Raw genomic sequence first — 20,620 nt, forward strand, 5'->3', positions numbered from 1 at the left:
CCGGTGGCAGAGGTGCGGGGGCGTCTGGTGGGATCCGCTCCATGACGATCGAATCACCTGGCGACGACGCGACCTCGGCGAAGTACGACAGCATCGGGGCGGGCTACCGGCGGGCCCGCCGGCCCGATCCCCGGCTGGCCGCGGCGATCGGCCGCGCCCTCGGCGACGCCCGTACCGTGGTCAACGTCGGTGCGGGCGCCGGGTCGTACGAGCCCGACGACCGCGAGGTGACGGCGGTGGATCCCTCTCAGGTCATGCTCGACCAGCATCCGGGCACCCGGAAGATCAAGGGGGTTGCGGAGGAACTCCCCTTCGAGGACGGAGAGTTCGATGCGGCGATGGCCGTACTGACCGTCCACCACTGGCCGGACCCCGCCCGCGGGCTCGCGGAGCTGCGCCGGGTCTCGCGCCGCCAGGCCGTCTTCACCTGGGACCCGGACCACCGGCCGGAGCTGTGGCTCGTCGAGGAATACCTGCCGGAAGTACGGGAGTTCGACCTCACCCGATTCACCCCGCTGTCCGAGGTGACCGAAGCGCTGGACGCGCACACCGTGCTGCCCTTCCCCATCCCGCACGATTTCACCGACGGCTTCCGGGCCGCCTACTGGCGCCGGCCCGAGGCCTACCTCGATCCCGTCGTACGGGCCTCCATGTCCACCTTGGCGACCCTGCCGCCCTCACTCCTGGAGCCGGCGGTCGCCCGGCTCCGCGAAGACCTCCGCTCGGGGGCGTGGCAGCGCCGCCACGCCGACCTGCTGGAGCGGGAGAGCGTCGACTACGGCTACCGCCTGGTCCTCGCCGGGGACTGAGCCCCGGCGAGGCGGCGGCGGCCGCTGCGGCTACTCCACGAGGGCGAGCTCCCGCGAGGCGTTGTTGAAGCTGCGGCAGCCGTTCTCGGTGACCGTGATGATGTCCTCGATCCGGACCCCGAACCGCCCGGGGAGGTAGATCCCCGGCTCCACGGAGAAGCACATGCCGGGGACGAGGGGCTGCTCCTCCCCCTCCACCATGTACGGCGGCTCGTGCGTGGTGACTCCGATGCCGTGGCCCGTGCGGTGGATGAACTGCTCGCCGTAACCGAACTCGGTGATCACCGCGCGGGCCGCCCGGTCCACGTCCTGGCAGGCGGCCCCCGGCCGGGCCGCCGCCACGCCCGCCAACTGGGCCTCGCGGACGATGTCGTGGACGCGCTGCTCCTCCTCCGTGGGCTCTCCGACGTGGACGGTGCGGGAGATGTCGGAGCCGTAACCGTGCTTGAGGCCGCCGAAGTCGAGGACCACCATGTCCCCGTGCCGGATGACCCGGTCGCCTGCTTCGTGGTGCGGGTTGGCGCCGTTCGGGCCGGAGCCGACGACGGTGAAGTCCACCTGGGAATGGCCGTGCACGCGCAGCAGCGCGTCCAGGTCCGCGGCGACGTCGCTCTCCCGGCGCCCCGCGAAGGGGACGTGGAGGATCTGCTCGTACGCGGCGTCCGCCGCCTCGCCGGCCGCCGCGAGCCGGGCCAGCTCGCGCTCGTCCTTGACCGCGCGCAGCATCGGCAGCGCGTCGCTCAGAGAGGCGTACGAGGTGGCCGGCAACTCCCGCTGCAGACCCAGCAGGTGCAGCGCCCAGGCGTTGTCGCTGACCCCGAAGCGGCCGGTCACGTCCAGCAGCGGCGAGGTCACGGCGTAGGGGTTCTTCCCGTCGGCCCAGTCCCGCAGGGTCAGCGCTCCCGCCCCGGGGGACTTCGCCGCGTCGGGGGCTTCCAGGGCGGGGACGACGAGGACGGGGTCCTGCCCGGCGGCGAGGACGAGCAGGGTCATCCGCTCGGTGTCGACGGGCCGGTACCCGGTGAGGTGGGCCAGGTCGGGCCCGGGGGCGACCAGCAGGCCGGCCAGCCCCGCATCGGCGGCGGCCTGCGCGGCGGCGGCCATCCGGGCGGCGTAGTCGGCGGCCGTGAAGGGATCGAAGTCATGGTCCATGCCGCGATCCTCCCGCGCCCCGCCCCCGCCCGGCAGGGGGCCGCGCCGATCAGCCGGGGGCTACCCCCGACACGCCCCGCTGCGCGGGGCGGCCCCGCAGGGCAGCGCGCACGGCTGCGCGTCACGCCGGGGTCAGTGCCCGCAGCGCCCACTCCAGCGGCCCTCGCCGCAGCTCCGTACCGCGCAGGAAGTGGGCCCACGCCAGGCAGCCGGCCATCGCGACCGCCGAGAACCCGGCCAGCGCCTCCCACCCGCTCCAGCCCCGCAGGAACACCGCCAGCGCGAGCGCGTGCACCACGTACACCGTCAGGGCCATCGCCCCGACGGCGGCGAGCGGCCGGAGCACCCCCGCCGCCCGGCGGGCGCGCGCGGCCAGCGCGAGGAGGCCTATGAGGGCCGCCCCGACCCCGGAGTTGCCGAGGGTCTCCAGCGGGGTCTGGCTGTAGGGGCCGGCCACCAGCAGCCAGTCCCAGGAGGTGCTGGGGACGGCACCGAACTGCTCCCCCAGCACGGCCGCGACCGGATCGGGCTCCGCCGCCGCCCATGGGTGTTCCCGCGCGACCGCCTCCAGCAGCGGCCCGCGCCGGCCGCCGGGCCCCAGCGCGAGCCAGGAGGCGCCGTAGCCGGCCACGGCGACCGCCGCCCCGAAGCCGGTCAGCAGCCGCAGCGACCGCTCGCCGCGCAGGTCGGCGAGGCGGCCCAGGGCCATGCCGGCCAGGATGTACGGGAAGTAGGTGAGCAGCGGGTACGCACCCGAGAGCAGCAGCTCCCGCAGCATCCCCCCGGCCCCCGCCCAGCTCGTCAGGTCGGCGGGGACGGGTGTGGCGCCGCGCCCTCCGGTGCGCAGCCCGAGGGGCGGGCCCAGGAGGTACGAGAGGACCGGGCCCAGCACCACCGAGGCGCCCGCGACGGCCGCCAGGGTGCGGGTGCGCAGCCGGGTGAAGGGTTCGGCGGCCAGGAAGTAGACGGCGTAGAAGGCCAGGATGACGAGGATGCCGGGCGAGAGCGCGGCCAGGCACAGGCCGAGCGCGCCGAGGAGCGCGCAGCGGGTCAGGGTGGCCCGCAGGGGCGGCGGGCCGGCAGCGCGGGAACGGGCGAGCGCGAGGGAGAACCCGGCGATGAGTGTGAAGACGGCGGGCGCCCGGCCGTCGGCGGCGACGAGCAGCCAGCCGGTGCCCTCGGGCGCGGGCGGCGGGCCGACGTGTACGGCGAACATGCCGAGGACGGCGATGCCGCGGGCGGCGTCCAGGCCGGTCAGTCGGTTTGTTCCCATACGGGTAGGGATGGCGATCCGGGGCGCGGGGTTGCCTGCGGGACCGGCCGGCCGGGCCGCCGGAAAAGGCGTCGCGGGACCACCCCGCTGATCAGCTATGCTGTGCTTGCACATCGAACGGGTGGTCCGCCGCCCTTCGTGGTGGGTGTAGCTCAGTTGGTAGAGCACCTGGTTGTGGTCCAGGTGGCCGCGGGTTCAAGTCCCGTCACTCACCCTGTTGATCCCGTGGGGGTTACGAGTTTTCCTCGTAACCCCCACGGGTTTTTTCGTTCCTCCGAGGGGAGCGGCACGTCGCGGCCGGCCGGGCCCGCTTGCCGGAGTCCTGGCAGGATCACACGCATGAAAGGCGACATCGGGGGCCTCCCGGCGCTGCTCCTCGCCGCCCTCGTGGCGGCCGCGGTGTTCGGGGCCGCGGTGTGGCTGTGGCCCCGGCTCGCGGGGTCCGGGATCCGGCCGGTGCTGGGGCGGGTGGGGCTCCAGCTCGCGATCACCCTGACGACCGGGTCGGCGCTGCTGCTCGCGGTGAACTCCTCGTACGGCTTCTACGGCTCCTGGCGCGACCTGCTCTCCCTGCGCCGGGAGGACCCGGTGCCGGCGGGCGCGGACGCCTCGGCGCGGGCGGCGCTGCTGGTGCGGGGAACCCACTCCTGGCGGCACGCCGGCACCGACGACCCCGCGGTGATCGGCCGGATCGAGGCGGTGACCGTGCGCGGGGCCCGCAGCGGGCTGTCGGGGCAGGGGTACGTGTACCTGCCGCCGCAGTACGCGCACGCGTCCGCCGGGCGGCGGGCGGAGTTCCCGGTGGTGCTGGCGCTGACCGGGTTCCCGAGCACGCCGGGGGTGCTGGTCGACCGGCTGCGGTATCCGCAGCTCGCGCTGGAGGCGGTGCGGGCGGGGCGGATGCGGCCGGCGGTACTGGTCCTGATGACCCCGACCGTGGCGCCGCCCCGGGACACGCAGTGCGTGGACGTGCCGGGCGGCCCGCAGGCGGAGACCTTCTTCGCGCGGGACCTGAGGGCGGTGGTGTCCTCGCACTACGGCCTCACGCCCGACGCCCGGGGGTGGGGCGCGATGGGCAATTCGGTGGGCGGCTACTGCGCCCTGAAGCTGGCCCTGCGCACACCGGACGCCTACCGGGCGGCGGCCGCGCTGTCGGCCCCGTACGCGGCGGCGCGGGACGCGGACACCGGTGACCTCTTCGGCGGCGACCCGGGCCGCCGGCGGCAGGACGACCTGCTGTGGCGGCTGCGGAACCTGCCCCAGCCGCCGGTGTCCCTGCTGGTGGCGAGCAGCCGCAAGGGCGAGCACCAGTACCCGGCGACACTGGAATTCATCGACGCGGTACGGTCACCCGCACGGGTCTCCTCGATCGTGCTCGCGAGCGGCGGCCACAACTACGAGACCTGGGCGCGCGAGGTGCCGCCGGCCCTGGAGTGGCTGGTGGGACGGCTAAGCCCACCCTAAAGGCACACAAGGGATTCCGATCGGGCCCCGCCGAGGCCCCGGCCTGCGGACATGTAGCCTGAGACGGATTCCGATGAACGGGTTCAGGAATCGGGTGCCGGATGAGATCGTCCGGGTGGGGGAGACAGGCCCCGCCTGCCGGGTCATCGTCGGGGCACGGAGCCCCGGCACGTTCTGATGGGAAGTACACGAAAGCATGACGAGAATCTTCCTCGCGGGCGACTCCAGCGTGACGAGCCGGCAGGCCAGCATGGCCCCGATGGTGGGATGGGGCCAGACCCTGCAGCTGTTCGTGCAGGGCGCCGAGGTGATCAACTGCGCGCGCGCAGGAGCGAGCACCCGCAGTTTCCTGGAGCGCGGGCGGCTCGCCTGGATCCTGGAGAACGGCGTTCCCGGCGACCTCATGCTCATCTCCTTCGGCCTCATCGACATGAAGCCCGGTGACGGCCGCTTCACCGAGCCGTTCAAGGAGTACCAGGGCTTCCTGCGCCAGTACGTCAACGCGGCGCGGGACCGGGGCATGCACCCGGTCCTCATCACCAGCCACGAGCGCCGCGTCTTCGACAAGTACGGCAACATGCGCCGCCCCCTGGGGCAGTACCCGGCCGCCATGCGCGAGGTCGCGACGCAGCTCTCGGTGCCGCTCATCGACCTGAACGAGTGGAGCGTCGCCTGGTGGCGGCACGCCGGCCCCGACGGGACCAAGGCGCTGTTCCTCTACCTGGAGCCGGGCGAGCACCCCAACTACCCCAAGGGCGTGGCGGACAACACCCACCTGCGCGCCCACGGCGGCGTGGAGTGCTCCCGGTTCATCGCGGCGGAGATGCAGAACCGTGCGCTGCTGCCGCCCTCGCACTTCCGCAACCTCCAGGCCCAGTTCGATCCGGAGCAGGCCGTCGAGTTCCTCCCCGACGACGTCTTCGACCAGCAGACCAAGGAGCGGGTCGCGGAAGTGCGCCGCTGACCTGCCGGCCCTACCCGCGCAGGAAGGCCTCGACCTCGGTGGCCAGTGCCACCGGGGTCTCGTGCGGCGGGTAGTGGCCGGTGCCGGGCAGCGGCTGGATGCGGCAGTTCGGGTACCAGACCTGCCAGGTGGTCCGCATGAAGTCGGCGGTGAGCGCGAGGTCGTACTCGCCGACGAGGACCAGCACCGGGACGGTGCTGCCCTTCACGGCGGTGGACAGGTCGAGCGGCTGCCAGCTCGCGAGGTACCCGGCGAAGGCCTCCGGCCGGGACACGGCGAGCGAGTGCTCGACCATCCGCTCCAGCCAGTACGGGCTCGCGCGGCGGCCGGTGACGATGTCGAGGATGGCGCGGCGGTTCTCCGCGCTGCCGGCGGCCCCGTAGAAGAGGTCGTGGGTGGCGTCGTCCATCTCGTAGGGGGCGGCGGGGACCGGGTTGATCCCGATCAGCTTCTCGACGCGCTCGGGGGCGCGCACGAGGACCTGCTGCATGGCCTTGCCGCCCATGGAGTGGCCGAGGAGGGAGAAGGTGTCCCAGCCGAGCTCGTCGGCGAGCGCGAGGACGTCGTCGGCGATCTCCGGGAGCGCGTAGCGGCCGGGGACGTCCCGGCGGTCACCGTAGCCGCGGTAGTCGAGGAAGGCGTACGAGAACTCCCGCGGGTCCAGGTAGTCCAGTACGGAGCCCCAGTTGGCGGACGTGCCGAACCAGTCGTGCAGCACGATGACGCGGACGGGGCCGGTGCCGATCCTGCGGTGGGCGATGGCCATGCGTTCTCCCTCGGTGACGGGGCGGAAAGAATTGCCGCCGTACGTTCTGCCCACCGCGCCTACCATCACACCGTGACGACCCCACCTTCCGTCCCCGTCGAACGCATCCGGGTCCGCGACGGGAAGAGCGCGGACGGCCACCCGTACCACCCGGCTCGGTACGAGATCACCGACCCGGCCGAGGTCGCGGAGGTCCTTGCCGCGTGGCCCGCCGAACGGGAGCCCGAGCCGGGCCCCGCAGGGCACGGCGATCCTCCCTCCGGGGTCGAGTTCGTGTGCATGTGCTGGGACCACGACCGCGACCCGTTCGACGCCACGGACGACCCCGCGATCCGGCACGTACCGCCCGCCCGGCCGGGGCCGCTCGCCCGGCTGCTCGACCCCTGGGCCCCGGACGGCATCCCGGCCCGGCACCGGGCCCGGTGGGTGGCCGCCGCGCCCGCGGCGCTGCGCGGCTTCGCCGAGGCCATCGCCCGCGGCGAGGATCCGCCGCGCCCGGCGCGGATCGCGCTGGCGGCCGCCTTCTCCTGGCAGGGGGCCGTACGCGAGGACCCCACCGACGCGGCCTCGCTCCTGGCGGAGCTGGCCCCTGCGCGCCTGCTCGAGGGAGCCTCCACCGAGGACCTGGCCTGGGCCGTCCGGGAGACCGACCGCGGCGGGCTCGACGCGGCCGTGCGGTTCTTCGCGAGCGAGGAGTTCACCACCCGGCACCCCAAGCGGCGCCGGGTCCCGGACACCGCCCGGGACCTGCTGCTCCGGCACGCACGCAGCCACCGTCCCCGCGACCTCCCGGTGCTGGAACGGCGGCTGCTGCGCGTGCCGGAGGACCGCGTCAGACGGTCTTGATCGCCGGGTCCGAGACTCCGGGGGCGCCCGTTTCCACGTGGCCGGCGAAGCGGCGCAGGAAGGTGGCGTCCGCGTCGGAGACGACCGTGACGTCGTACCAGCGGGCCGTGCCGGACAGGGACACGGTGTGCGCGACGGTGCCGCCCGCCGCGACGCGCACGACCTGGGCCGTGCCGCCGTAGGCGTTGGTGACGGTCAGGTTGACGGCCGCCGTGCCCCCGTTGGTCAGGGACAGCACCAGGTTGCCGGTGGCCTTGTCGTCGCGGGCCGTGGCCTCGGGGCCGGCCTTCTTCGCCGGGCCCTTCCAGGTGCGCAGGAAGCCGTTGGGGCCCCAGACCGTGAGGTTGACCTGGTTGCCGGTGGAGCTGCTCGTGCTCCAGGTGTCCGACAGGGTCTTGCCCGCCTCGACCGTGTAGGGCCACGGGCCGTCCGTACGGTTGCCCGAGGTGCTGTGGAAGTGGGCGCCGAGGGTGGGACCCGAGGAGAAGGTCAGCGTGAACTTGCCCGTGGAGACCGTGGCCTTGCCGTCCACGTACGGGGCGTAGCCCAGTGCGCGCGTCGGCTTGGCGCCCGCTTCCTGCTTGGGCAGGGTGCCGGTCGCCGGCGGGGTCGGGTTGTAGGACGAGTGGCGGTTCTTGTCCGGCGGTACGTACGCGGCCGTGGACGGCAGCGCGGCGGGCGCGGCGTCCGCCCGGGTGAAGTCGAACGCCGAGGTCAGGTCGCCGCAGACCGCGCGGCGCCACGGGGAGATGTTGGGCTCCTGCACGCCGAAGCGCTTCTCCATGAAGCGGATCACCGAGGTGTGGTCGAAGGTCTCGGAGCAGACGTAGCCGCCCTTGCTCCACGGGGAGACCACGATCATCGGGACGCGGGGGCCGAGCCCGTACGGGCCGGCGGCGTAGCCGGAGACTCCCCCGGTGTACAGGTCGCCGGTGACGCTCGCCGTGGACAGGCCCCAGGCGGAGGAAGCGGGCGGGTACGGCGGGACGACGTGGTCGAAGAATCCGTCGTTCTCGTCGTAGGTGATGAAGAGGGCCGTCTTCGCCCACACGTCGGGGTTCGCGGTCAGCGAGTCCAGGACCTGCGAGATGTACCAGGCGCCGAAGTTCGTCGGCCAGTTGGCGTGCTCGCTGAACGCCTCGGGGGCGGCGATCCAGGAGACCTGCGGGAGGGTGCCGCCCACGACGTCCGCGCGCAGCTTGTCGAAGTAGGTGCCGCCCGCCTTGACGTCGGTGCCCGTACGGGCCTTCTCGTACAGGGCGCTGCCGGGCTGGGCGTTGCGGTAGCTGTTGAAGTACAGCAGCGAGTTGTCGCCGTAGTTGCCGCGGAACGCGTCGTTGATCCAGCCCCAGGATCCGGCGGCGTTCAGGCCGTCGCCGATGTCCTGGTAGACCTTCCAGGAGACTCCGGCCGTCTCCAGGCGCTCGGGGTAGGTCTTCCAGCCGTAGCCGGCTTCCTGGTTGCCGAGGACCGGGCCGCCGCCCACGCCGTCGTTGCCCGTGTAACCCGTCCACATGTAGTAGCGGTTGGGGTCCGTGGCGCCGATGAAGGAGCAGTGGTAGGCGTCGCACACCGTGAAGGCGTCGGCGAGCGCGTAGTGGAACGGGATGTCGTTCCGGGTCATGTACGCCATGGTCGTGGCCGTCTTGGCCGGGACCCACTTGTCGTACTTGCCGTTGTTGTAGGCCTGGTGGCCGCCCGCCCAGTCGTGGTTCAGCCCCGTCAGGAACTGCATGCCCAGGTCGTTGATCTGGGGGTTGAAGGGCAGGATGTCCTTCGTTCCGTTGGACTGGTGGAAGACGGACTTGCCGTTGTCCTGGAGGACCGGCCTCGGGTCTCCGAAGCCCCGGACCCCCTTCATCGCACCGAAGTAGTGGTCGAAGGAACGATTTTCCTGCATGAGGACGACGATGTGCTCGATGTCCTGGATCGTGCCGGTACTGCCTTGGGCCGAGATGGCGGCGGCCCTCGCGATGCTCTCGTTCAGCATCGTGACGGCGGCGGCGCCACCGGCGATCTGCAGGAACCTGCGCCGATTCAATTCAGTCATGGAGAACGACCTCTGCGGGTGAGACGGGTGCGGGGGGTGTCGAGGGGCGCCCCAAGAACAGCGGCCCCGGGGTACCGGTCGGCGTTGCTTGAATGACAGTGGGCCGTACACCTGGAGAACGGAATACCTCGTCAGGCGGTTCGTGCCCCACGCGCCACATCTCTTCGCGATCCCTTCGCGATCTCTTCGCAGCCGTCGGCCCCGGGCCGCGGACCGGTGGCCCGGGTACTCACCCGGCCGGCGGGCGGGATGAGCATCCGTACTCAGGACCGGGACCCGATGGCGCGTCATCGTGAGGGCATGCCGAATCAGCCATCCGTACCGCGCCAGCGGCTCCGCGCCGGGATCACCGCCGTCGCCGGTGTGCTGCCCGGGGACGTCCTCACCTCCGACCGGCTCCAGCGCGAGATCGCCGGCCGGGCCGGACTCACCCTGCCGCCCCGGCTGTTGACCCAGGCCACCGGGATCCGTGCCCGCCGGATCGCGGGTGACGGGGTGTACGCCTCCACGCTCGCGGTGGATGCGGCCCGCCGGGTACTGGACACCGCCGGGCTCGGGCCCGCCGACATCGACCTGCTGCTCTTCGCCTCCGCCTCCCGCGACGTCGCCGAACCCGCCACCGCGCACATCGTGCAGGCCGAACTCGGCACGAAGGCACACGCCTTGGACGTCACCAACGCGTGCAACAGCTTCGTCAACGGCATCGACCTCGCCCGCGCCATGATCCTCGCCGGCCGGGCCCGGCGGGCCCTGGTGGTCACCGGGGAGACCCCGAGCCGGGCCGTGCGGACGGCGCCCGCCGACTTCGCCGAGTTCCGCGCCGGTTTCGCCGGCTACACCTTCGGCGACGCGGGGGCCGCCGTGATCGTGGAGCCGGTGGAGCGCGGCGGGATCCTCGACGTGGACACCGAGACCCACTCCGAGCACTGGGAGGTCGGGGGCATCCCGGGCGGCGGCTCGCGCCACCCGCGCGGGGACGCGTACACGTACTTCCGCGGTGACGGGCACGAACTGCGCGGGGTCTTCGAGAAGGTGGGCACCGCCGTCATCGACCGGACCCTGCACCGCACGGGCATGGGCTGGGACGACTTCTCGAAGGTGCTGGTGCACCAGGTGACGGTGCCCTATCTGGAGCGGTTCGCCGAGCTGACCGGGGTGCCGGCCGGGAAGCTCGTGGTGACCGTGCCCGAGCTCGGCAACATCGCGAGCGCGACGATCGGGGTGCAACTGGACCGAATATTCGACCAACTGGCTTCAGGAGAACGGGTGTTGTTCGTCGGACTCGGCGGCGGGATCAGCATCATGACGATGGTCTGGGAGAAGTCGTGAGCGCGGGTGGACGACTGTGGGTGGTGGTACCCGCACACGAGGAGGAGGCCCGGATCGCCGGGACCCTCGCCGCGCTCGCCCGTCAACGGGACCGGGATTTCACCCTGTTGGTCGTGGACAACGCCTCTGCCGACCGGACGGGGGCCGTGGCGCGGGAGTTCGCGGCGGGCGCCCCCTTCGCCGTGGAGGTCATCGAGGAACCGGAGAAGGGCGTCGGCTCCGCCGTGGACACCGGCTTCCGGTACGCGATCGGGCGCGGCGCGACCCTGCTCGCCCGCACCGACGCCGACTGCCTGCCCCACCCGGGCTGGACGGGCGCGGCGCGGGCGGCCCTGATCCGCGACCCCGGGCTGGTGTGCGGGCGGATCGTGGCCCGGCGCGACGAGCACGGCCCGCTGGGGCGGGCCGGGTTCGGGGTCCTCGTACGGCTCGCCGGACTCTTCGGCCGGCTGCGGCCCGAGCACGCGCGGAGCCGCGGCTACCGCGCCCCGTACCGGATGCACGCCGGGAACAACATGGCCATCACCGCCGAGCTGTACCTGGCCGTCGGCGGGATGCCCCGGCGCCCCTCCCCCACCGACCGGCTCTTCCTCAACGCGGTGCGCCGCCACACCGACCGGATCACGCGCTGCCGGGCGATGGTCGTGGAGAACTCCACGCGACGGCTGCGGGCGTACGGGATCGCCGGCACGGCCCGCTGGTACCTCGGCCGCGGCAGCGGCCCGAACGGAACGGACGACCCCCGCTGATGCTGGACCGCCTCGATCACGCGCTGCGCACCCGCCCCGAGCGGCCCGCCGTCCTGACCGCCACCCGTGCGGGAGCCACCCGGACCGCCGCCACGCGCGGGGAACTCATCGAGCTGGCCGACGCGTTCGCCGCCGCGCTGTACGCGCGCGGACTGCGCGCCGGGGACACCGTCGGGGTCGCCGTACGCCCCGGGCCGCGTGCGCTCGCCGTCCTGCTCGCGCTGTGGCGGCTCGGTCTGCGCGGGGCCGTCCTCGACCCCGGGGCCGGGCCCGACGTGCTGCGCGCCCGGCTGGCTTCGGCGCGGCCCGCGCTGGTGCTGGCCGACGCAGCCGCGCAGGCGGTGGCCGGGTGGGCCCGGCCGCTGGCCCGGCGGGCGGCCGGGCTGGAACTGCCGGAGCTGGCCGGGCTGGGCGCGCCGGTGGCCACGGTCGGGCGGCGGCTGCCGGGGTGCGCGCCCGCTCTGGACCGGCATGCGGCGCGCAGCGGGGTGCCGCCGCGGTGCACCGGCGACGGGGACGCCGACGCGGTCATCGTGTTCACCTCCGGGACCACCGCGCGGCCCCGGGCGGTGGTGCACACGCGGGCGAGTCTGGCCGCCGGGATGGAGACGGTGTCGGCGCTGTTCTCCGGCGGTCCGGGGGATGCGGGGGCCGCGGGGGCTTCGGGGGCCGTCACCACCGGTCCCGTGCTCGGCGACACCTTCTTCGTGCTCGTCCCCTCCCTCGTGCGCGGCGCCCCGGTGGCCCTCCCGGCCCGTTCGCCCCGGATCCTGGCCCGCCAGCTGGCCCGGCTGGCGCCGCGGGACACCTACCTCACGCCGCCGCAGCTCCGGGACGCACTGCGGGAGGGGGCCCGCTTCCGGGGCCGGGTGTGGACCGGCTCGGCTCCGGCGAGCGCGGAACTGCTGTGCCGGGTAAGGGAGTCGGGGGCCGATGAGGCCTGGGGGGTGTACGCGCTCACCGAGCTGTTCCCGGCCGCCGCGGTGGAGTCCCGGGAGAAGGCCGCGTACGAGGGCCCCGGCGACCTGGTCGGCGCCCCGCTGCCCGGTGTGCGCGCCGCCTCCGACGCGGACGGGCAGCTGCTGCTGACCGGCCCCGGGGCCCGGCACCGCTACCTCGGCGAGGACCCCGACCCGTGGGTGCGCACGGGCGACCGGGCGCGCCTGGACGGCGCGGGCCGGATCGTGCTGGAGGGCAGGGCCAAGGACATGGTGCTGCGCCGGGCCGAGAACATCTACCCGGGCCTGTACGAACCGGCCCTGCACGTGCCGGGGGTGGAGCTGGCGCTGCTCGTCGGAGTCCCGGCGGACGCGGCCGACGGCCACGGCGACGGCGGCGGTGACGGTGACTGCTGCGACTACGGTGACGAGCGGCTCGTGGCCGTGGTCCAGCCCTGCCACGGGGCCTCCGAGCCCGCGCTGCGGTCCGCGCTGGCGGGCCCGCTGCGCCGCATGGGAACGGCCGCACCCGACGCCCTGCTGTTCGCGCGGATCCCGCTGTCGGGCCGCTCCCGCAAACCCGACCGCGCGGCAACGGCGGCCCTGGCGGCCCACCGGCTGAGCTCCGGCGACGGCTCCGGCTCCGCACGGAACGGCGCTTCGGCCAAGGCCTCCCGCGCGCGGCGGGGCGCCCCGTGACGGCTGCACCCGCGTGGCGGGCGCGCGCCCGCGCCGTCGGGCAGCGGGTCACTGCGGCCGCCCGGCTCCGCCCCGGGACCGGGCCGCACGTCCCCCTGCCCGCCACCTCCCCCTGGCGGGCCCGCACCTCGGCCCTCCGGGAGCGGGTCATGGCCTCCCACCGCCGCTACACCCGGGCGAACGGCGACGCGCTCGCGGGTTCGCTCACGTACGCCCTGCTCGTCGGAACGGCCCCGGCGGTGCTGCTGGCCGGTTCGCTCGCCGGCCGGGCCGGAGCGGGTGCGGACGGGGTCCGGCGGACCGTGGACGGGCTGGCCGCGGCCCTGCTGCCCGCCGCGGCGCCGGCGGCCGGGCGGCTGCCCACCGTGGCCCCGCACTGGCGTCCGCTGCTCGTCCTCGCCCTCGGCTGGTCGGTGGTGCGCACGACCCGGGCGCTGCGCACGGGCATCCGGGCCGTGTGCGGGCAGAACGCGGGCAGCGGGAACCCCGTGCGCGACGCGGCCCGGGACCTCGCGGGCGCGGCCGTGCTGTGCCTCGCGGGCGGCGCCGTCGCCGTCGTGGTGGCGGCGGGCGGTCCGGCCCTGACCGTCCCCGCGCTGTGGGCGCTGTTCTCGGCCGTCCTGTGGCTCGCCCCGCACCGGGCGCCGGGCAGGCCCCGGCCGGCGGCCATCGCGGGTCCGGCGCTGGCCGCCGCGCTGGCCTGCCGGCTGCTCGCCCTCGCCGCCGACCCCTATCTCGCCGCGACCGCCGAACTGCACGGCGACCTCTACCACCGGGCCGGGCCGCTGATCGGACTTCTCGTCTGGGGCAGCCTGTGCGCCCGGGCGCTGCTCCGCGCGGCCTCCTGGGCCGCCACCGCCAACACGCCCGAAGGAGCGAGGAGTTGACGAACCTGTGGGTGATCGTGCCCGCGTACAACGAGGCGGCGGCCATCGGGACGACCCTGGCCGCGCTCGCCGCCCAGCACGACACCGGATTCGCGCTCGTGGTCGTGGACAACGCCTCCACCGACCGGACGGCCGATGCCGTACGGGACTTCGCGCGCGCGGCGCCCTTTCGCGTCGAGCTGGCCCGGGAGGAGCTGCCCGGCGCCGGGACCGCCGCCGACACGGGCTTCCGGTACGCCATCGCCGCCGGCGCCACCCACCTGCTGCGCACCGACGCCGACTGCCTGCCCGAACCGGACTGGACGGCCGTCGCGAAGGCGGAGTTCGGGCGGGGCGCCGAGATGCTGTGCGGCCGCAGCGTGCCGCGCCGTGACGAGGGGCCCGGCCTCCTGGAAGCCCGGCTGCTGCCGGCGCTGATCCGGCTCACCTCCCTCTACGGGCGCTACCGCCCGTCCCACCGGCACCCGCGCTACCGCGCCCCGTACGTCCTGTGCCACGGCCACAACCTCGGCATCACCGCCGGCCTCTACCTGCGCTGCGGCGGCGCCCTGCGGGGGCCGCTGCACGAACGCTCCGAGGACGTGGACCTGCTGAACCGGGCCCGGGAGCACAGCGACCGGATCGTCCGCGCGGAGCAGCTGGTGGTGCAGAACAGCTTGCGCAGGCTGCGGAGTTGGGGCCCGCGCCGCACCCTGCTCTGGTACTGGGACCGGCGCTACCGGCCCGCCGACACCGCGGAGGCACACGTCCGATGACCACCGACCCGACGATCCGCACCCAGACCCGCACGAAGGCGGTCACGAACCCCGCCACGAAGGCCGCCACGAAGGCCGGTACGAAGGCACGCCGCCGGGACCGCCGGGTCTACCTGCGCTCCCACCCGCTCCTGTTCGCGCTGCTCGCCGCCACCCGCGGGCGGCCCGTGCGCCGGCTCGGGGGCGGCACCCTGCTCGTCCACGGCACGGCGGCCTACCGGGAGGCGCTGACCCGGCTGCCGCTGGACCGCACCGCGCCCGGCACCACCGGCGGTGCGGCCCGGGCCGCCCGGGTGGAGGGCGTGCTCTTCGACCAGGAGGGCTCCGGACACCGGGCCGGCCGGCGGGAGCTCGCCGAGCTGCTCGGTGCGTCCGGAACCCGGGAACTGCGTGCGGTGTGGCACCCGTTGCTCCTGCGGCGGCTCGCGCCGCTGCCGCTCGGGGGCACGGTGGACCTGGTCCCTCTGGCCCGGGAACTGGCCGGCTCGGTGGTGTACGCGCTCCTGCGCCCCGGCTCCGGGGCCGACGCCTGCGCCTCCCCGCTCGCCCTCGCCGAGGCCGCCGCCGAGGCCGCGGCCGCCTCCGTGCGCAGCCACCTCCCCGGCCCGCCCCGCCCCGGCGCCGGGGCGGCGGCGATCAGCACCGCCGAGCGGCTCCGCGCGCTCCTGGGGCCGGGGGCGGACGCCCGGGCCGCGATGCTGGCGGTGGCGGCCGTCAACACCACCGTCGCGGCGCTGCCCCGGGCCGTGGCCTGGTGCGCCGACGCGGGCCTGTGGGACCAGGCGGCGGACCCGGCGCTGCGGCCCGCGCTGGCCGATGAACTCCTGCGCGTCACGGCGGCCTCCCCCCTCCTCCCCCGGGTGGCCGCGGCCGAAGGCTCCGTAGGAGGCTGCCCGGTCCGGACCGGCGACCGGCTGCTCCTGGTGGCCCGGCACGCGGCCGGGGCCCACCTGCGGGACCCCGACGGGCGCCGCCCCGCCGAGCCGGGCGTCGCCCGCCTGGTCTTCGGCGCCGGGCCGCACGCCTGCCCGGGAGCCCGCCTGGCCCGGGAGCAACTGGTCGGCGTCCTGGCGGCGCTGGCTCCGCACCGGCCGGTCGTGACCCGGGCCCGGGTGGACCGCCGTGCCGCTCTGCCCGGGTGGCGTTCGCTGGTCGTACGGGCGGCGGCATGACGTCCCGCAGCGCGGCCGGGGTCCGGATCGCCGTCACGGGCGCGAGCGGCTTCTGCGGCGGGCACGTCGCCCGCGCCGCGGCGGCGGCCGGGGCACGGGTGGTGTGCCTGGGCCGCAGGCCCGGCCCGCTCGGGGAACACCGCTTCTGGGACGCGTCCCTCGGGGAGCCCGACCTCTCGGGCACGGACCTCGTCGTGCACTGCGCGGCGGCGGTCGGCGATCCGGCTCCGGGCTCCCCCGCCGAGACCGTCATGCACGCGGTCAACGTGACGGGCACCGAACGGCTGCTGCGCGCGGCGGGCGGCCGCCCGGTGGTCTGGGTCAGCAGCGCCAGCGTCTACGACCCCCGCCGCGACCGCACGCTCGTCCGCGAGGACCACCCGCGCACGGGACAGCTGAACGCCTACGGCCGCACGAAGGCCGAAGGCGAGGCCCTGGCGCTGGCCGCGGGCTCCGTGGTGCTGCGCCCGCGCGCCGTGTACGGCCCGGGCGACACCCAGCTCCTGCCCCGGCTGCTCTCCCGGGTCCGCGCCGGGACGCTGTTCCTGCCGGGCCCGGACGTCCCGCTCAGCCTGACGGCGGTGGAGAACCTGGCCGAGGCCTGTCTGGCGGCTCCCGGCTGGCCGCAGGGCGCGTACAACATCGCCGACGCCCTCCCCTACCGGCGCGACGCCGCGGTCCGCGAGGTCCTGCGCGCCCACGGGGTCCGCGCCCGCGTGCGCCACCTCCCGGCGGCCCTGGCCCGGGGCGCGGCGCGCATCTCGGAATCCCTGTCCTGCGCCGAACCGGCCCTCAGCCGCTACGCGGTGGACCAGCTCGCCCACCCGGTGGTCCTGGACCTGACCCGGGCCCGCGCCCAGGGCTGGACCCCGTCCCGGACCCTGTCGGACCACCTCGGCGACCTGCGGGGGTGAGGCACTAGGGGGTGTCCGCGTCAGGCGGTCGCCCGGGCTCCCGCGTTGGCGATGAGCTGGTCCAGGAGGGAGAGCAGGCAGGCGCGGACGTCCTGGCGGGAGCGGGCGTCGAGCATGAGCACGGGGGTGTTCGGATCGCGCAGGTGCAGGGCCGTCGCGATCTCCTCCGCGGTGTAGGGCTGCTCGCCGTGGAAGCAGTTCGCGCCGACCACGAACGGCAGTCCGCGGCTCTCGAAGAAGTCGACGGCCGGGAAGCTGCGGTCGAGGCGTCGCGTGTCGACCAGCACGATCGCCCCGAGTGCCCCGGCCAGCAGGTCGTCCCACATGAACCAGAAACGCTCCTGGCCCGGTGTGCCGAAGAGGTAGAGGACGACGCCGGCGTCGGTGAGGGTGATGCGGCCGAAGTCCATCGCGACGGTGGTGGCCGTCTTGGACTCGATGCCGTCGAGGTCGTCGACGCCGATACCGGCGGCCGTCAGCCGCTCCTCCGTGCGCAGCGGCTCGATCTCGGAGATCGTCTCCACCAGGGTGGTCTTGCCGACTCCGAACCCGCCGGCGATGAGGATCTTGACCGGGGCCGCTTCCTGTGGGGCAGGGGCCTGAGGGGCGGGCACGTCGTCATCGGGGAGGCTATATCCGGGCAAGGTTGTCCCTGATTCTCATGAGCAGGTCGACGTCGGTGGTCTCGGCGCCCCCCAGGGGCGGCCGGTGGTGGATCAGCCCGCGGTCGGCGAGTTCGCCGAGGAGCAGCGTCATCGGGGTGAGGCGGATGTGCATCCGCGCCGCTATCTCGGCGACCGCCCGGCCACCCGGCGCCGCGCACATGGCAAGGATCTCCTGCCATTCGGTGGGCAGACCGGCGCGGGCGTCCTCGGCCACCGCCGCCGCGATGGTGGTGTCCATGGTGAGGACGGTGTGCGGAACGGCTGTCCGTCCGTCGGTCAGGGCGTACAGCCGCGTCCGGCGGCGCCTCGCGGGCTGGGGCTCGTCCTGCGGCATTACGCGGTCGGCACCTGGGCGCGCTCGGGGGTGCCCAGCCACTCGCCGAGCGCCTGGGCGGTCCGTACGGCCTCGCCGCCCAGCTCCCCGAGCCGCGCCTTGCGGGAGGTCACCACGATGAGCGTGCTGCCCTCACCGCACCCGACGATGCAGAGGTACCGGTCGTCCATCTCGACCAACTGGCGGATGACGCGGCCGCCGTCGACCTCCCGGGATATCGCCTTCATCGTGGCCGCGATGCCGGAGGCGGCGGCCGCCATGCGCTCGGCCTGGGGCTGGTCCAGCAGGTAGGCGCTGAGCTTGATGCCGTCGTTGGACAGGAGCACCGCTCCCTGGATGCCGGCGATCCTGCTCAGGTTGTTGTCCAGGACGCTGTAGATCACGTCGTTGGATGTCGCAGTGTTGGATGCCGCGGTGTTGGATGCCGCGGTGTTCGGTGAAGTAGTCATGGCTGATCCCGTCGGAGCTCTTCTTCCACTGTCTGGGTCCCGTGTTCGTAGTCCGCCCAGGCGTCGGCCACCTCTTCGGGGGTCTCCGTGTCCGGCCGGGCGGCCGGTTCCGGTGCGCTGGGGGCGCGTAGCTGCTCGGCGATGTGGGTCTGGGGGACGCGCTCGGGGAGGGCAGGCCGGACCGGGGGTCCGGAGGCGGGCGCGGGCACCGTCGTACGGCGGCTCGGCAGCCCGGCGGCCGTGCGCGGGACCGGCTCGGGCGTCGGCGCCCCGGGAAGGCGCGGCGCCGGGGCGGCCGCGGAGGCCGCCGGGGACGCCTGCGCGAGTACGAGCTCGGGCTCGGGCTCGGGTACGGGCCGGTGCGGGGCCTCCGCCTCGGTCGCCGCCAGCAGTTCCCCGGGGAGGATCACCACGGCGGCGGTCCCTCCGTACACCGAACGGCGCAGGGTGACCGTCGCCCCGAGCTGGTCGGCGAGGTGACCGACCACGAAGAGCCCGAGCCGGTGCGCGTTCTGCGCCAGGACCGAGTACGGCGGGGCCTGGTGGAGGCGCCCGTTCATCTCCTCGTACCGCTCGGGGGTCACCCGCGGCCCACGGTCCTCGATCTCGACCGACAGCCCGCCCGCGACCGTTTCGGCGCGGATGACCACCTTCGACCGCGGCGGGGAGAACCGGGTGGCGTTGTCCAGCAGCTCCGCGAGCAGGTGGCTGATCTGGCTGATCACGCGCGGTTCCACGCTGATCTCGTCCAGGGCGTGCCGCTCGATGCGCCGGAACTCCTCGACCTCCGCGGCGGCTTCGCGCAGCAGGTCGGCGACGCGCATGGGCTCGGTGTGCGGGTCGGGGACCTCGCCGCCCGAAAGGATCAGGAGGTTCTCGATCTGCCGCCGCATGCCCACCGTCAGCTGGTCGGCCCGCATCAACTGGGCGAGCAGCGCTTCGTCGTGGCCGAAGGTGTCCTGGAGGTCCTCCGTGAGGCTCAGCTGGCGGCTGACCAGGTTTCCGGTGCGCGAGGCGATGCCCGAGGCGAACAGGCCGAACCCGTGGCGCTCTGCCGCGAGCTGCCGGTGCCCGTCGACGGACACGGCGACGGCCCGGGCGAACGCATCGTTGATGCGCCCGACTTCGTCCCGGTCGCCGCGCACCGCCGGCAGTGCGTCGACGTCGACGGACTGCCCGCGCTGGAGCCGGGCGACGACGTCGGGGAGGGTTTCCTCGGCGACGGTCACCGTGCGTTCGTGCAGGTCGTGCAGGCGGCGGAGCACCGATCGCGTGGTGAACACGACCACGGCCACGACGACCAGCAGCCCGCCACCGCTTCCCCCGATCAACCAGGCGACCTCGGTGTCCAGCTCCGCGGCCTTGGCCTCGCCGCGTGCGAGCATCTTCCGCGCCCGGTCGACGTTGAACGTGGCCAGCTGTACCGAGAAGTTCTCGTGCGCGGACCGCCAGCCCGCGACCTCGGCGGGCAGCTTGATGCCGGACGCGACGTCCGTGTGCTTCGAGAGGATCGCCTTCTCGATGCGGATCTTCGTCTGCCAGTCCGGGGAGGCGACGATCCTCTCGTAGAACCGCCGGTCCTCCGGGGGCAGATACGGCGCGACCCATGTGTCGTACAGGTACCGGTGGGCTCCCAGGGCGCCGACGAACTGGTCGAAGCCGGCGGAGTTCAGTTCCCTGGACGGCCCGGCCAGGGCCAGGAGCGTGTCCTCGCGCGCCACCATCTCGGTGGCGGAGAGCATGGACACCACGGTCCGGCTCTCCTTGGTGAGTTCGGCGTCGTCCGCGTGGCTGAAGTCCAGCTGGTACGCCTGGATGACCGCGTCGATCACCCCCGTGTAGTACGTCAGCGTGCCGTCGGCGCCGCCGCTGCGGGCATCCGCGCGCTGGCGGTACACGGCCAGGCTGTCGAGGCGCCGGTTCACATCCTCGAAGAACGCGTCCGATCCGGCCGCCAGGCGGCGGAACTCGGCCGCGGCCCGGTCCGTGGCCTCGCGCCGCATGCTCAGCGCCTCTTCGGTCCCGGCGGCCCCCGCCCACAGCGAGGCGGTCAGCGTCCGCTCGGCCTGCATGTCGATCATGAGCGTGTACAGCGGTGCGCCGACCTTCTCGGCGGCGGCGACGTCGGCCCGCAGGCGCTCCGACTGTGCCAGCAGCCGCTGGGCGGTCACCGCCACCTGGGTGCCCATCGCCAGGGTGGGGAGCACCGCCAGCCAGATGAGCAGGGTGCGCAGGCGCAGGGTCCGCCGCCGACGCGTCGTCGACTGCCCTCGTACGCCTTCGGGTTCTATGAGAGACATCGGTCCTCGGGGGCAGGGGGCTGCGGCAGGAGATAAGGGTGCCGATCATAACCAGCCACACCGAGGAATCGGATAGGTGTCTTCCGCTGTCAAAGCGTGCTATTT

General features: G+C 74.4%; 19 protein-coding genes and 1 tRNA gene. 12 read left to right on the forward strand and 8 right to left on the reverse strand.

What is annotated here, in order from left to right; translation table 11 throughout:
• Positions 1-41: 41 nt before the first annotated feature.
• A complete protein-coding gene (locus ACE1OC_RS09845; protein ID WP_407836696.1) occupies positions 42-809 on the forward strand; it encodes a class I SAM-dependent methyltransferase in 768 nt (255 codons plus the stop codon).
• Positions 810-839: 30 nt separating this feature from the next.
• Here ACE1OC_RS09845 and ACE1OC_RS09850 read toward each other — a convergent pair whose 3' ends face one another.
• The gene (locus tag ACE1OC_RS09850; protein WP_407836697.1) at positions 840-1,961 is read right to left on the reverse strand and encodes a M24 family metallopeptidase; all 1,122 of its coding nucleotides are present in this window, start codon (positions 1,959-1,961) and stop codon (positions 840-842) included.
• 121 nt (positions 1,962-2,082) lie between these two features.
• Positions 2,083-3,234: a heparan-alpha-glucosaminide N-acetyltransferase domain-containing protein gene (locus tag ACE1OC_RS09855; protein WP_407836698.1), complete on the reverse strand. Its 1,152-nt coding sequence runs from the start codon at positions 3,232-3,234 to the stop codon at positions 2,083-2,085.
• A gap of 141 nt (positions 3,235-3,375) precedes the next feature.
• Between ACE1OC_RS09855 and ACE1OC_RS09860 the strand changes: the two genes are divergently transcribed.
• From ACE1OC_RS09860 to ACE1OC_RS09870, 3 genes are all read left to right on the forward strand, one after another.
• A tRNA-His gene (locus ACE1OC_RS09860) sits at positions 3,376-3,448 on the forward strand.
• A gap of 125 nt (positions 3,449-3,573) precedes the next feature.
• Positions 3,574-4,698 (forward strand): alpha/beta hydrolase, encoded by a 1,125-nt coding sequence (locus ACE1OC_RS09865; RefSeq protein WP_407836699.1) that lies wholly within the window; start codon positions 3,574-3,576, stop codon positions 4,696-4,698.
• Positions 4,699-4,894: 196 nt separating this feature from the next.
• The gene (locus ACE1OC_RS09870; protein ID WP_407836700.1) at positions 4,895-5,662 is read left to right on the forward strand and encodes a rhamnogalacturonan acetylesterase; all 768 of its coding nucleotides are present in this window, start codon (positions 4,895-4,897) and stop codon (positions 5,660-5,662) included.
• A 10-nt stretch (positions 5,663-5,672) separates the two neighbouring features.
• On the opposite strand, the gene ACE1OC_RS09875 is transcribed toward ACE1OC_RS09870, so the two are convergent.
• Positions 5,673-6,428, reverse strand: a complete 756-nt coding sequence (locus ACE1OC_RS09875; RefSeq protein WP_407836701.1) for an alpha/beta fold hydrolase — start codon at positions 6,426-6,428, stop codon at positions 5,673-5,675.
• 72 nt (positions 6,429-6,500) lie between these two features.
• On the opposite strand from ACE1OC_RS09875, the gene ACE1OC_RS09880 reads away from it, so the two are divergent.
• Positions 6,501-7,274 (forward strand): hypothetical protein, encoded by a 774-nt coding sequence (locus ACE1OC_RS09880; protein WP_407836702.1) that lies wholly within the window; start codon positions 6,501-6,503, stop codon positions 7,272-7,274.
• Here ACE1OC_RS09880 and ACE1OC_RS09885 read toward each other — a convergent pair.
• On the reverse strand, positions 7,261-9,324 hold the full coding sequence (locus tag ACE1OC_RS09885; RefSeq protein WP_407836703.1) for a phosphocholine-specific phospholipase C: 2,064 nt from the start codon (positions 9,322-9,324) through the stop codon (positions 7,261-7,263). The genes ACE1OC_RS09880 and ACE1OC_RS09885 overlap by 14 nt on opposite strands.
• A 300-nt stretch (positions 9,325-9,624) precedes the next feature.
• Here ACE1OC_RS09885 and ACE1OC_RS09890 point away from each other — a divergent pair, with 300 nt between their 5' ends.
• Genes ACE1OC_RS09890 through ACE1OC_RS09920 form a run of 7 tightly spaced genes read left to right on the forward strand, consistent with a single transcriptional unit; the run spans position 9,625 to position 16,767 of the window.
• Positions 9,625-10,653 (forward strand): 3-oxoacyl-ACP synthase III family protein, encoded by a 1,029-nt coding sequence (locus ACE1OC_RS09890; protein WP_407836704.1) that lies wholly within the window; start codon positions 9,625-9,627, stop codon positions 10,651-10,653.
• Positions 10,650-11,402, forward strand: coding sequence for a glycosyltransferase family A protein (locus tag ACE1OC_RS09895; protein WP_407836705.1), 753 nt, complete (start codon positions 10,650-10,652; stop codon positions 11,400-11,402). The genes ACE1OC_RS09890 and ACE1OC_RS09895 overlap by 4 nt, the downstream gene beginning before the upstream one ends.
• The gene (locus ACE1OC_RS09900; protein WP_407836706.1) at positions 11,402-13,039 is read left to right on the forward strand and encodes an AMP-binding protein; all 1,638 of its coding nucleotides are present in this window, start codon (positions 11,402-11,404) and stop codon (positions 13,037-13,039) included. The genes ACE1OC_RS09895 and ACE1OC_RS09900 overlap by 1 nt, the downstream gene beginning before the upstream one ends.
• On the forward strand, positions 13,036-13,926 hold the full coding sequence (locus ACE1OC_RS09905; protein ID WP_407836707.1) for a YhjD/YihY/BrkB family envelope integrity protein: 891 nt from the start codon (positions 13,036-13,038) through the stop codon (positions 13,924-13,926). Before ACE1OC_RS09900 ends, ACE1OC_RS09905 begins: the two co-directional genes overlap by 4 nt.
• A complete protein-coding gene (locus tag ACE1OC_RS09910) occupies positions 13,923-14,681 on the forward strand; it encodes a glycosyltransferase family 2 protein (protein WP_407836708.1) in 759 nt (252 codons plus the stop codon). The genes ACE1OC_RS09905 and ACE1OC_RS09910 overlap by 4 nt, the downstream gene beginning before the upstream one ends.
• Positions 14,678-15,853 carry a cytochrome P450 gene (locus tag ACE1OC_RS09915; RefSeq protein WP_407836709.1) on the forward strand — a complete coding sequence of 392 codons (1,176 nt, stop codon included), beginning with the start codon at positions 14,678-14,680 and terminating at the stop codon, positions 15,851-15,853. Before ACE1OC_RS09910 ends, ACE1OC_RS09915 begins: the two co-directional genes overlap by 4 nt.
• On the forward strand, positions 15,850-16,767 hold the full coding sequence (locus ACE1OC_RS09920; protein WP_407836710.1) for an NAD-dependent epimerase/dehydratase family protein: 918 nt from the start codon (positions 15,850-15,852) through the stop codon (positions 16,765-16,767). Before ACE1OC_RS09915 ends, ACE1OC_RS09920 begins: the two co-directional genes overlap by 4 nt.
• A gap of 20 nt (positions 16,768-16,787) precedes the next feature.
• Here the strand turns inward: ACE1OC_RS09920 and ACE1OC_RS09925 are convergent, their stop codons facing one another.
• From ACE1OC_RS09925 to ACE1OC_RS09940, 4 genes are read right to left on the reverse strand one after another with little or no spacing between them, the layout of a single operon-like run.
• Complete coding sequence (locus ACE1OC_RS09925) at positions 16,788-17,381, reverse strand: GTP-binding protein (RefSeq protein ID WP_407836711.1); 594 nt, start codon at positions 17,379-17,381, stop codon at positions 16,788-16,790.
• Between the two features lie 16 nt (positions 17,382-17,397).
• On the reverse strand, positions 17,398-17,766 hold the full coding sequence (locus tag ACE1OC_RS09930) for a DUF742 domain-containing protein (RefSeq protein ID WP_407836712.1): 369 nt from the start codon (positions 17,764-17,766) through the stop codon (positions 17,398-17,400).
• On the reverse strand, positions 17,766-18,215 hold the full coding sequence (locus ACE1OC_RS09935) for a roadblock/LC7 domain-containing protein (protein ID WP_407836713.1): 450 nt from the start codon (positions 18,213-18,215) through the stop codon (positions 17,766-17,768). The genes ACE1OC_RS09930 and ACE1OC_RS09935 overlap by 1 nt, the downstream gene beginning before the upstream one ends.
• Positions 18,212-20,515 carry a nitrate- and nitrite sensing domain-containing protein gene (locus ACE1OC_RS09940; protein WP_407836714.1) on the reverse strand — a complete coding sequence of 768 codons (2,304 nt, stop codon included), beginning with the start codon at positions 20,513-20,515 and terminating at the stop codon, positions 18,212-18,214. Before ACE1OC_RS09940 ends, ACE1OC_RS09935 begins: the two co-directional genes overlap by 4 nt.
• Positions 20,516-20,620 lie beyond the last annotated feature (105 nt).

Source organism: Streptomyces stoeckheimensis, from assembly GCF_045822005.1.
In the GTDB taxonomy this organism is placed as follows: Bacteria; Actinomycetota; Actinomycetes; order Streptomycetales; family Streptomycetaceae; genus Streptomyces; species Streptomyces stoeckheimensis.